10 protein-coding genes are annotated in these 12,314 nt (G+C 61.9%); 3 read left to right on the top strand and 7 right to left on the bottom strand.

Annotation, left to right across the window (positions count from 1 at the left end):
- Genes nadE through V7D81_RS00300 form a run of 3 tightly spaced genes read left to right on the top strand, consistent with a single transcriptional unit; the run spans position 1 to position 3,196 of the window.
- Positions 1-999, top strand: a complete 999-nt coding sequence (gene nadE / locus V7D81_RS00290; RefSeq protein WP_324313705.1) for an NAD(+) synthase — start codon at positions 1-3, stop codon at positions 997-999.
- Positions 1,000-1,021: 22 nt separating this feature from the next.
- On the top strand, positions 1,022-2,104 hold the full coding sequence (locus tag V7D81_RS00295; protein WP_324313706.1) for a hypothetical protein: 1,083 nt from the start codon (positions 1,022-1,024) through the stop codon (positions 2,102-2,104).
- A gap of 30 nt (positions 2,105-2,134) precedes the next feature.
- Positions 2,135-3,196 carry an aldo/keto reductase gene (locus tag V7D81_RS00300; RefSeq protein WP_324313707.1) on the top strand — a complete coding sequence of 354 codons (1,062 nt, stop codon included), beginning with the start codon at positions 2,135-2,137 and terminating at the stop codon, positions 3,194-3,196.
- On the opposite strand, the gene V7D81_RS00305 is transcribed toward V7D81_RS00300, so the two are convergent.
- The 7 genes from V7D81_RS00305 to V7D81_RS00335 form a co-directional block, all read right to left on the bottom strand.
- Entirely contained in the window at positions 3,189-4,190 is a 1,002-nt protein-coding gene (locus V7D81_RS00305) for a DUF1839 family protein (protein WP_324313708.1), read from the bottom strand. The genes V7D81_RS00300 and V7D81_RS00305 overlap by 8 nt on opposite strands.
- Positions 4,187-5,122, bottom strand: a complete 936-nt coding sequence (locus tag V7D81_RS00310) for an amino acid--[acyl-carrier-protein] ligase (protein ID WP_349257582.1) — start codon at positions 5,120-5,122, stop codon at positions 4,187-4,189. The genes V7D81_RS00305 and V7D81_RS00310 overlap by 4 nt, the downstream gene beginning before the upstream one ends.
- 4 nt (positions 5,123-5,126) lie before the next feature.
- The gene (locus V7D81_RS00315; protein ID WP_324313711.1) at positions 5,127-6,308 is read right to left on the bottom strand and encodes an acyl-CoA dehydrogenase family protein; all 1,182 of its coding nucleotides are present in this window, start codon (positions 6,306-6,308) and stop codon (positions 5,127-5,129) included.
- 192 nt (positions 6,309-6,500) lie between these two features.
- Complete coding sequence (locus V7D81_RS00320) at positions 6,501-7,643, bottom strand: acyltransferase family protein (RefSeq protein ID WP_324313712.1); 1,143 nt, start codon at positions 7,641-7,643, stop codon at positions 6,501-6,503.
- A gap of 4 nt (positions 7,644-7,647) precedes the next feature.
- Positions 7,648-9,480 carry an alpha/beta fold hydrolase gene (locus tag V7D81_RS00325; protein ID WP_324313714.1) on the bottom strand — a complete coding sequence of 611 codons (1,833 nt, stop codon included), beginning with the start codon at positions 9,478-9,480 and terminating at the stop codon, positions 7,648-7,650.
- Positions 9,477-12,038: a glycoside hydrolase family 2 protein gene (locus V7D81_RS00330; RefSeq protein WP_324313715.1), complete on the bottom strand. Its 2,562-nt coding sequence runs from the start codon at positions 12,036-12,038 to the stop codon at positions 9,477-9,479. Before V7D81_RS00330 ends, V7D81_RS00325 begins: the two co-directional genes overlap by 4 nt.
- Before the next feature lie 8 nt (positions 12,039-12,046).
- A complete protein-coding gene (locus V7D81_RS00335; RefSeq protein WP_324313716.1) occupies positions 12,047-12,301 on the bottom strand; it encodes an acyl carrier protein in 255 nt (84 codons plus the stop codon).
- Positions 12,302-12,314 lie beyond the last annotated feature (13 nt).

Consider the following 12,314-nt stretch of genomic DNA (forward strand, 5'->3'; position numbering starts at 1 on the left):
GTGAGTACCCGACAACGACTGTCCTGGGCGGTGCTGAACCTCGACCTGGAAGCGGAAGCGACCAAGATCGCGAACAAGCTGCGTGAGATGACCGCCAACGTATTGCATAAGCGCGGCCTCGTCGTGGCGATTTCCGGCGGCATCGACAGCTCGGCGTCGATCGCCTTGGCGGTGCGTGCCGTCGGCAAGGAGCGTGTGTACGCGCTCGTTTTGCCGGAGCGCGACTCCTCTGAAGACAGCTCGCTGCGCGGCGTGGCACTGGCCAAGCATCTCGGCGTGCGGTACGAAGTGCAGGACATCGCGCCGGCGCTAGTCGGCATCGGCTGCTACAAGTGGCGTGACGAGGCGATCCGCCGTGCCATCCCCGAATACGGCGAGGGGTGGCGCATGAACATCGTGATCTCGGGCGGCACTGAAGGACGCTTCAACCATTTCAAGCTGATCGCCGTCGGGCCCAGCGGCGAGCGGCGCGAGGAGCGCCTCAACCTGCAGGACTACCTGCAGATCGTCGCCGCGACGAATTTCAAACAACGCCTGCGCAAGACGCTCGAGTATTTCCACGCCGACCGACTCAACTACGCGGTCGTGGGCACGCCCAATCGTTTGGAGTACGACCAGGGTTTTTTTGTGAAGAATGGCGACGGCTCTGCCGACGTGAAGCCGATCGCGCACCTCTACAAGTCACAGGTGTATGCGCTTGCGCGGCATCTCGGCCTGCCCGAGCGCATCACGTCCGCGGTGCCAACGACAGACACCTATAGCCTGCCGCAGGGCCAGGACGAGTTCTACTTCGCGCTGCCGTACCAGCAGATGGATCTGGCGCTGTGGGCTCGCAATCACGATGTGTCGGCGAGCGAGCTGGGCGAGGTGCTGCAGATCAGCACCGAGAAGGCCCAGTTCATCTACGACGACATCGAAGCCAAACGGCGCACGACGCAGTATCTGCACCGTCCACCCGTGCTCATGGAAGAGATCATCGAGCTGCACCTGCAGGTATGAAGGTGCGCGGCACCTGCACGCCATGATCCCCGGCACGAACACCGGCGCTGTCTCGGCCTCTGCCGGGGCATATCAGGTTTATGCGGGTGTTGCGGCTGAAGATTGCGCCAAGGCGATCGAACTGTGGCGCGATTGCGGTTTCGGCAGCAGCTCGGCCGAGCGCGACGTTGCCAGGTACCGCTGGTTCTATCAGGTCAACCCGCAAGGCGAGGGACAGATCAATTTCATGCGGCAGGACGCCAGCGGCCCGCCCCTGGGGTTCCTCGGGGTCGGCTGCCGTCGCTGGCTACTGCGTGGAGAGTCGGTGTTTGCCGGTGTGCTGGTCGACTTCGTGGTCCACCCGCAGCATCGTTCGGCTTCCCCGGCGTTGCAACTGCAGCGGCAAGGCAGGGAGCGTGCGACTGCGACCATGACCTTCCTCTATGGTCTCCCGCACACCAAGGCCATTCCGATCTTCAAGCGGCTCGGTGCTCAGTACGAGCTCGCGCTCGTTCGCTACGCGCGTGTGTTGCGCGCGGCCGTTTATCTGCGCCGGCTGATGCCGCAGTGGCTGGCCCGTCCCCTCGCTGCGGCCTCGGACGTTCTCGACGTTGCTTCGATGAAGCTGCGGCTCGTGTTCTCACGCAATCGCGGCGCATGGCACGATGGATTCGATGCTCGCTTCGACGAGCTGTGGCAGCAGGTGGACAAGAGCTCCCGGTCGATCGGCGTGCGTAGTCGAGAATTTCTGCAGTGGCGCTTCGGCGCGCAGCCGGGACACCAGTATCGGACGTTCGTGATCCGCCACCGTGATCGCGACGCGCTACATACATACTTCGTTTGCGAGCTGATTGGCGATCAGCTGATCGTGAAAGACTTCCTGAGCATCGGTACCAGGGCGGACGTGCGGGACGGCTTGCTGCTGCTGTGCCTGCAGAGCATCAAGCTGGGCGCCGCCATCGTGTCCATCCAGGCATGCGGTGATGCCGTGCTGGCGGCCGCGCTGCGCAGCGTCCAGTTCATCGAGCGCGATCGGCGCTGGCTGTATGCGAGCGTGCCGGAGGCGGCACGCGGCAGTTTTGAGGGCCTGGCGTGGTATCTCACCCAGGCCGACGAAGATATCTGACCCAAGGTGATCCGGATGAGACGACGATCCTTGCTGATCGGTGCCGCCGCGGCGGGAGTCAGTGCGCTGGCCGCCCGGCGGCTGATTCGCACGTCGCCAGAGGCTGACATGACGACTTCGACGAGTGACGACACAGATGCAAACGCAGGTGGTTCGGGCATGCGGTTCAGGGATTTCGGCGGCACGGGATTGAAAGTATCCGAGGTCGGCTTCGGCTCTTGGGCGATCGGAGGCCAGGGCTACGGCGCGGTTGACAAGAGCGAGTCGCTGCGAGTGCTAGCGCGCGCCGAGGAACTGGGCTGCAATTTCGTCGATACCGCGGCCGTGTACGGCGAGTCGGAGCGCGTGCTGGGCGAGTTCCTCGAAGGCCGCCGATCGAAATGGATCGTGGCCACCAAATATTCGGGGCAGGATGCAGGGCTCACCGCGACGCTGGAGCGCCAGCTCGCCGATCTGCGCACCGATGTCATCGATTACTATCAGTTGCATTGGGTGCCGAGCGGCAAGGACGCGGGCTTGTTCGATGAACTGGCGGAGGTACGCAAGGCAGGCAAGGTGCGCTTCATCGGCGTATCGCTGTACACGGTCGAAGACATTGACTTCGTGCTCGGGCGCGTGGACCTGGATGGTTTTCAGGTCGCCTTCAATCTGCTGCAGCCCGATCCATTCATGGCGCGCCTGGGCAAGTTGCATGAAGCCGGCAAGGCGATCATCGTCCGCTCTGCACTGCGTGAGGGTTTCCTCACCGGCAAGTTCAAGCGCGATGCAACGTTCCCCGATCCGGCGGACCAGCGCCACAGGTGGACCCGTGAACAGATCGAGCGCACCGTGGAGCAGGTCGAGCGCTTCCGCTTCCTGGAGCAGGAGGCTGGCTCGATGGTGCAGGCCGCGGTCCGCTATCCGCTCAGTTTCCCCGAAGTGTCGACGGTGATCATGGGAACCAAGTCCCTGTCGCAGGCCAAGTCGAATTTCGGCCAGGTGCCGGGCGGCCGGTTGTCGGCTGCGAGCCTCGGGCGCATCCAGGCACTGCAAGTCGAACTCGGCCTGGGTGATCGCTGGCCGCGCTGGTTGCGCCGGTTCGGAATTAGGTGAGCTGGCGCTCCCGGCCGACGCGTTCGCCGAGAACCGAGATGGCGCGCTCCCATGCGCCTTCCATGGCACCGAACGTCGCTGCGCTGTCCAACGCGCGGCGCGCGTTTACCGCACGCGCTGCTTTCAGGATGAAGGCCTTGTTTAGCGTCGCGATCTCCATGCACGAATCCGCTGCACGCTCGAGGTTGGCGACGCCGTTCGCGCCTAGCCATTGCAGGTTCAGTGCGGCCAGCTCGAATGCTGAGCCGACCTGGCGGATCGAAGCGAACGCCCACGCATGATAGTAGGGCAGGCCACGCTGCTGCATGTGCTCCAGGTCGCCATCGAAGCGCTTGCGGAAACGCGGGATCGGATTGGTCGCAGGGATGCGTTGCAAGTGCCGCTGCCATAGCTGCAAAGACAGGGCGACCAGCTGCTCGGTCGGCCGGCGCACAATGCCTTCCGCACGCACAAATTCCGCGAATAGCGGCATGAACGCCGGGTCCGGGGCCGCATCGAGCCGGAACGTCTGCACGAAGTCCTCGCCTTCCAAAGAGTAGTAGCCGGCATTGTGGAAGTAACGCAGGGTGCGTGCCTCAACGTCGATTTCGTTGATTACGATCGTGGTTTTGGTGTGCTGGCGGCGATAGTCGGTGCCGGCGGTGTCAGGCAGCCAGAACGCGTCCGCCTCCGTGCTCACCATACGGCCGGCGGCGGTATGCTCGAGTACGTGCTCCAGCAGTGTGCGCCAGACCGTCAGCTCCTGCACATCGACGCCGTACAGCTCGCGAAGCTCCTCATGCGAGGGCTTGTAGAAGGTCCACTGATCGTCCTCGAAGTCGACTGCGGCGGTGAACGGCAGCATGGCGAGCGGCTCGAGGCGCATCGCGTGCAGTAGCTCGATCCACAGATCTATGTAGCAGTTCTTCTCGACCCAGATGCGTTCTTCGCCATGCAGGGCATGACGGGTGTACGCGAGCGGGTCGAGCCCGCCGATGACGCTGAGGAGGCTCAAGCGAGTGGACGCACGGGCCACAGCAGCCGGCGCACGTCGGCCGGCCAGCGCGCGATCTCCATACCGTGCGTTTTGAACAGCGCCATGACGATGCGCTCCAGGCCGAAGCCGAGACAGGCCGTGTTGGCCACCGCGCCATCGCTGGTGCGGATGTCCCACTTGGAGCCGAAGTGGTCCTGGTGGAAGTTGAACGAACAGCAGGCGGTCGGATTCTCGCGCGAGATGACAGGGATCAGAACCTCGAACTTCAGCCGCTGCTCTTTCTGATTCGCCGCCATCATCTTCCCGCCGCGGCCGAAGAACGGGTCGGAGGCTACGTCGGAGCTCGCCTCGAGGCCGAGTGAGCGCAACAGTTTCAGGCCGCGCTCGAGCCACATGTCACGCCATTCGACCACCTCGCCGGCGCTGCCGGCGCGGATGAATTCGCGCATGCGGAACGATTGCATCCGGGTCGGCTCGGCGGAAGGTTCGTGCCGATAGGCCCAGCCGAGCATCGAAAATAGCCGGCCTCCTTTGGGCAGCACACCCTTGAGCGTCGGATAGAGCGGATAACAGATGGCCGGAGTGAGGCATACGTCGGTGATGCCGAGGTACTCGCCCCAAGGCTCGCCGCTCGCGGCTTTCTGGGCCAGTTCGCGTGCCTGTAGTTCCTTGCCGAAGAAGCTGAACACCGTGCCGCACAGATGCGGAAACGATTCCATGTAGTTGTTCTTCTCGATCACCTTGCGATTGACGATGGGCGGGAATGCCCGCGTCTCGGCGCCATCGTCGCGTGCGATGTCGCTCACTAGATCGTTGAAGCGCTCTAGCACGTCCTCGAACTGCGCACCACGGCCAAACGCGCCTTGCACGCCGACCGGAACGATGTGCCCGTGCGCTACAAGAGTATCGAACAGTTCCTGTGAATCGAAACGGTCGCCTTGCTTGGACATGAGCTCACTCATCCTTGAAGACGAGCAGCATCGAGGCGTTCTTCGCCGCGATGCGTTCATTGGAGATCATCAGCGCGCCGGACAGCGCGTCGCGATACTGACGTCCGAGGCTGAATCTTGAATCGTTCTTATACCCCATGATGCCGATGATCTGTAATGCGTGATGCACGATCTGCGGTACGGCCTCGGAGACGTTGATCTTGAGGTTGTTGGTCTTGAGCGCCCAACCGATCGATAGCAGCTCCTGTAAGCCGTCGGGCTGTCCATTGATGGCGTCGAACTCGTCGGCGAGCGACAGCCAGTTGTGGCGCACCGCCTGCAGTTCGGTTGACACCTGCGCGAGACGCGTCGCCATCGGCGGCACTGTACCTGGTTTCTTGCGCGCATCGGCCCGCACGAAGGCTGCGGCGCGACCGACGGCATCGGCACCAATGCCATACCAGAGCGAAGCCCAAAGGATATGCGAGTACGGAACCATTGACTGAGCCGATGAGTCGGCGAACGAGCCTGGAACGATTTGTTCCTCGGGGCCGGACGATTCGAGTCTGAAGCCCGGGCTGCATGTGCCTCGCATTCCAAGCGTATCCCACGACGTAGTTTGCGTAAGTTCGCAGTCTGTCTTGCGCACGAGCACGAGTATCTGATCGGAAGCGGGTGCATCGGCCGAGCGGCGACAAGTCACGAGAATCGCGTCGGCGTACGCACAGTAGGAACCGGTAGTTGCATCCTTGTTGAGCTTGAAGCGGCCATTGTTGCGTTCTACCGCGCAGATGCTCGAGCGTGTGTCGCCGAAAGTCCCGACTTCCGAGGTCATCGATGCGAGCAGGTATTGATGGGTGACTAAGTCTTGTAGGTAGCGGCGGAAGAACGGCGACTCAGCGCCATGCCGCACCAGGCACGCAAGTTGGCTATAGTGCATTGCCAGAACCATCGCGCTTGAGGCGCAAGCTTGCGCCAGGGTCGCGCAGAAATTTGCGAGTTCGCGCATCGAGCAGCCCGCACCACCCAGTTCCTTCGGAACCAGCGCCGACATGAAGCCGGCGCGCTTCAGCGCATCGACGGTCTCTTGCGGAAAGCGGGATTGTGCGTCTACATCTGCTGCGTGCTTAGCGGCGATTTCGTTGGCTATGGTCCGAATCGCGTTGGGGTCGAAAGAGACAGCGTTGCCGAGGAGGTTGGCGCTCATATCATGAGTTGTCAGGCAGTCTGGGTGTCGTGGCTAGTGTGAGAGCACAGGCGCTGATAGCAATGTGACGTTCGTCGCATTCCCGCGTGCAGTCGTGAGTCTCGCTCGCAGAGCGAGGCTTCAAATAACGAGGCATCATAGCGCGGATCGATGTCGTATGGTGCGCCGTGATCGGGGGGGGCATTCGCGTCCTCAGGTCTCCTGCGAGGCACCAGCACGAACGGTGTCACGAGCGACGAAGCGCCGCTTGAGTGCGAGGAAAGGCTTCTCAATGACGTGGTAGCTGAGCGCTCCCGCCAAGTAGCAGCAACCGGTGAGAATGACCGTGTTAAGCAGTGGATGTTCCAGCGACATCGTACGCACTGACTGCGGCAGAGTCGCTGCGATCGCAAACAACGGGATGTGCAAGACATACATCGCATAACTGTACTTGCCCGTGGAGCGCAGCGGCCCGAACGCCAACAGACGTTGCAGCGTGGAGCTGACTCCTGGCGGGGGGGGCAGAACTAAGCTCAACAGAATCAGAGCGATGGAAATTGCCAGCAACGAGTGGCCATAGGTCAGCGTTGTCGCAGCGAAAGGTGCGAAACCCGAGGTCAACAGCGCTGCCGCGGCGCCCAGCGCCAAGCCACAGGGTGCAAGCAAGTGTCGCCGACGATCGAGGTATTGGATCGTCCCGGAAGCACGTAACAGCAGCGCGCACAAGCCGCCTGCGGCAAGGGCGTCCATTCGGCAGATTGTGAACATGTAAATCATCTCCGGCTTTGCGTCAGAGAACAGCATCGCGCATCGTATGACCAGTGCCGCAACCATCAGCGCAACGCAAAGCGCCAGCGCGCCGTGCGATGAGCTGCGCCGGATGAGTAGCGGCCACAGCAGGTAGAATTGCTCCTCGACCGCCAGCGACCAGAAATGTGGGAAGCCTTGCACGGTCCTGTCGAACGGTTCGGCCCAGTTGGTCAGGAACGTCCACAGCCAGAACTGATGCTGGTACGACACGAGACGTTCCGGACTAAGCTCGACCAGTGCTGGCAGTACAATCAGTCCCGCAAAGAGTACGAGGTAGTACAGCGGCATGATGCGCAGGGCGCGCCGTGCGAAGAAGGCTCGGTAGTAGTTATTGCTATCTCGCGTATCGAGCAGGATGAGGGTAATCAGAAAACCCGACAGCACGAAGAAGATTTGCACGCCGATCCAGCCCGCTTGAGCCAGGAGCTGTGCGGGCCACAGCCAGCCCGAGGCGGTAGAAAAGGCATCGATGTTGTGAACAATCACCAGCAAGATCGAGATGCCGCGCAGTCCGTCCAGCGCCGGCCAATGTCCGTGCTTCCGCATTGTCTCAGGTGCCGTTCGTACTCGTGGTAAGGGGGTGCGCTGCGGTTACTCCTTTCGGGCATGCGTAGCTAAGCGTGTGAGCGGTGAGCACCTCGAGCAGGTTCTTGCGCGACCAATGTGTGGTGAACGTATGGTCGGACTGCTGAAGCACTACAACTTGCACAAGCTCGCGTCGTTGCAGGCGATTGAGTACCGACCCTGCACCACCCTGCAGCAGGTCGAGCCCGGGTTCGTTCTGCGCGAATACGAACAGCACGTCAGTGTTCTGACGAGCAATGCGCAGCAGTTCGCTACCGAGATCGCGGGGTAGCGAGATGCGTGCCGCGCGCGCGATCTCGCGAAGCACATTGTAGCTGGCTGCCTTAATGCGCCTTTGTAGGATATGCATGACTTCGCCCAGATCGACGTTGCCGGTGAGCAAACGCTTCCATAGCTCCCATTCGAGAAGCATCTTGCGATAGTGGCGCATTTGCGAGGCCACGCGGTACTCGGGGATGGCCAGCGACATCCCTGAGATCCAATGAAACGTGAGGGGATTGATGGCGACGACGCTGCGCAATTGTACGCCAGCCACCGCGGCCTTGAATCCATGGTACGCACCTGAACACAGTCCCACCGCATGCACTTCACTCGCGCCATAGAGTTGTTGCATGCGGGCGATTGCGGTGCGGATGTCTTGCTCGGCGCGTGGTGTGTACACATCATTGTCTATGTAGCCCTCGGCGACCGCGCTGTCACCCAGGCCCGATAGATCCATGCGCAGGACGCGGACGCCCCGCGCTGCCAATCGCCGGGCAAGCGTGACGTACAGCCGGTTTGGCCCAATGTGATGTACGGCGCCGGCATTGAGCAGCAGCACTAACGGTGTCGGGTGCTCAGCGGGTGCGTTCTCCGCGTCGCTGACGATGCCGAAGAGCGTGCATTGTTCGTCCAGGAACTGCGCGCTTTCGTGGACTCGAGCCGAACTGCTGGCGCTTGGTGACTCGAACGATGCGCGGGTGCGGAGTGGCTTGCTGCGACCGTCGAGGATTGTCGCAGTAGGGCCGGCCAGCCGCATAATCCACTCCGTTACCGTCGCGATGATCCGGGTCGGAAGCTGCGCTTCATGCGAATCGAGCATCATTGCGGCATAGCCGGGTGGTCGCAGAGACTCGACATTGACGCCAGCGGCCTGCAGATGGCGTGGCCACGCGTCGTTACTCGGCATATCGTCGCGCTCGATGATCAGCACTCGTAGCGACGGCGGTGGCGACTCCTTCATTAGGTCCACGGCGAGCAACGCTTCGCGCGTTTGTAACGTCATTTCGAAGCCGGCGGCTTCGAGCACGTCGCCGTCCGTGACGTCCGGTGGTGAAGTTCGTGGACGTGCGAGCGAAAGGGCTCGCAGCTCACGCAGATAGGTGCGCACGTTTACGATCGGTGCAACGCCGATGAGCGCATCGATGTCGGACCGCTTGGAAGCAACGAGCGTCGCCAAGGTCGCTCCAAGGCGGATGCCCAGAAGGCAGACGCGCTGCACGCCACTATGTGAGCGCAGCGCGTCGATAGCCATTTCGATACTTTTCGTCCAGCTGCGGAGGCGATTATCATCCAAGTCGGTACCAGCCGAGTCTCCGGTACCGTCATAGTCGAAACGCAAAGCAGGGATACCAGCGCGAGCTGCATCGCTTGCCAGATGCTTGATGGCGCGGCGCGCGCATACCGCTTCGTAGCCCGTCGGACTGCAGATCACCAACCCGATCGAGGCCCGCTGTTCGGCCGGCTGGTGTAGCCAGCCGAACAGCGGACGCTCAGGGTCGCCAAAGTATAGTGGGCATCCGCGTTGGGCAATGATCATCGGCACAAGCCACGATGGGCGCCAATCGTTGAGGGCGTTACTTGGATGCGCGCCTCGTCCGTAGCATTGAGGGCGCTCACGTGACCGCGCAGGACACACCCATCATTCTGGGCGCGTAGTCGTACTTTCCTATCGTGGCCTGGCGCGAGATGGAAATACTGGTCGTCGGCGATGTAACCAGCCGCCTCAATGCGGATCCCCTGTGCAAAGTTCCGCGTCGACAGCATCAGTTCATAATTGGTTTCGTCGACGGCAATCGCACTGGCGCTGAGACCAATGTCGTGCGCTCGGACATTTGGAGGTCCAGCGGGAAAATGAAATGCTTCGCTCACAATCTGTTCCTGTTCCACCAACCGTGCGGTCACTATGTCCGCCTGCGGCGGGCCAAATCGATAGGCGTAACTGAGATCCCGGAAGCCGTCGAACAGTGTGGCAACCACGATCGTGGTAGATAGGTGTGCGCCTACTCGAACTCGGCTGCTGCCTGAGCCAACTGGTGTCGCACCGTCTCTGAACAGCGCTAGCTCGATGCGCGCATCGAGTTCCTGAGCCGAATCATTGACGACGTGGATGAACAGACCGTTGCAGCCTTCGTCAGTGAACATGATGCAGCGCGGTTGGAGGGCGCGTCGCAGATAATAGTAGGAAGCTTTCGGCAGTCCGCGAGCATCGATCAAGCCCCAACCGGCCCCCGGCATCAGGTCGCGCAAGAACCAGACCAGTGCCCCACGGCATGTCGACCCGGCCCGCCGCAATTCAGCGAAGGTGCCTGTCATGACTTCGCCGGTGATCACGCGGCTCAATTCGAGATAGCGATCGTGATCCGAGTAACGCAGAGTAACGGGATCGACGCCCAGAACGCTTCGCAGGTAGTGGTCGCGCACATCTTCGAAGTCCCAGCCTGCGCCCAGATCGCGTGGCGTCGACGCTTTCCACGCCGGATGATGAACGCGCAGGCCATGGCCGCCGGGCATAGTTGCAATCGTTCCGGGCTCCGGCACGTTGGCGAAGGCGAGGCACTCGGAGGCGAACCGTACCCCTGACCGACGTGCGTCTTCGAGCGGACGCAAGTACGCACCGATACCATAGTAAGAGCAGCTGCCACTGTCGGGCTGGTGTGGGAAGCTGCCGCCAAAGGCACTCGACGGCCAGTACGTGGTGTCGGTGCAGAATTCAGCACTCAGTTGCGGCAGCGTCTTGTGAAAGAGATCAGGCTGCCACAGGTCACGCGATGCACCCCACATTGCGGCTTGCTGAGCGCCTTCGCTATTGCCGCACAGGATCGCGAGGCATGCGCGTGACTGCAAGCGTTGCAACTGCTGTATGACTTCCTGGCGCACGGAGCTATCGAATGCTGCATCGCCGGCCGGGTAGTCCATGTTCGCAAACATGAAGTCCTGCCATAGCAGCACACCGCGCCGATCGCACTCATCGAGGAAGGCATCGTCTTCGTAGACCATGGTGCCACTCACGCGCAGCATGTTCATGCCGGCTTCGACTACCTGGTCAAAGGCGGTACGATAGACAGACTCATCCGCCCGCAAGCGCACGATGTCGATCGGTGTCCAGCATGCACCGCGGCAGAACACCGCAACGCCATTGACGGCGACGGAAAAATCGCCGTTATCGGTGCGGACCGAGATTGATCTGAAGCCGATCGGCCCAAGGTCCGCGGTGATGGTCTCGCCTGCGCAATGAACGATGAGTGTCGCCGCATAGAGGGCGGGCTCGCCATGCGTATGGGGCCACCACAAGTTCGGGCTGTCGACACCAATGCAGCCGTTGAAGCGACCGCCGTCGTTTGCAGTCAGCGCACTTCCGTACTGATGCGTGCCACGCTGCAGTGTCAGTGAACATGATTCGATGGTAGGTCCGAGGCTGGTCAGATCGACCGAGACCTCTAGCAGCCCGCGGTGTCCTTCCACGCGTGATCGCAGCTGCACGGCGCCAATTTCAACGTTGCGCCGGCATTCGAGCCAGACATCCCGCCACGGCCCCACGGTCGCAGCGGATGGCGACCAGCCCGGCGTGCGACCCAGAATCGTCGTCCGAAACCAGCGCAGTTGTTGATTTTCGATCATTGGCGCTCGCCAGCGCGGCCGCGGGCGCTTCTGCGCCAGCAGCGTGTCGAGCGACCGGCAGCGGATGATCAACTCGCGTTTGCCGGCCGCAGACGGAATGGCGCGCTCGTGAGCAAGGAACATGTTGTCGCTGGCGAGCAGATGCTCGCCGTCGAGCCATACGTCGGCGACGGACGCAATGCCGTCGAAGCCGAGCACGAGCTTTTCACCGTCGGCGCATGGCGGGGCAGCAAAACGAACCCGAAACCACCAGTCCAGCGCGTCGAAGCGACGGGGCGGATCCGTCAGCGACCAGTGGCCGAGCGAACGCAGCGCCTCGGCCGCGCCCATCGCGGAGCTGATGCTGATCCAGCCGGGATTCGCAGCGGCCAGGGCGGCAGGGTGTTCGAACGCGCCTGGCGGTGTCGAACACAGTTCCCATCCTGTGTTGAGGAACTGGCGTCGATATGAACGGATGCTCCTGACCCGGCCGGTCATTGTCGACCTCAGTTACCGTTCAAGTCATCGATTGCGGCGCTGATGGAACTGATCGTATTGAACACGTTGCGCTTCAGCATGTGGTCGGGAAACTCGACTTCGAATTCACCCTCAAGCGCCAGCATGACATTGACGCTCGCGTGTGACGTCATGCCTGCCTGGTAGAGATCCTGCTCGGTCGTGAGTCCTTCGGCATCCGCGCTGAGGCGGCCGTGGTCTTTCAGAATGCGGCGTATGCGCGCCGCGCGGTCGCTGTCTGTCATGAGTATCTTGGAG

The organism is Povalibacter sp. (assembly GCF_036735925.1).
In the GTDB taxonomy this organism is placed as follows: domain Bacteria; phylum Pseudomonadota; class Gammaproteobacteria; order Steroidobacterales; family Steroidobacteraceae; genus Steroidobacter.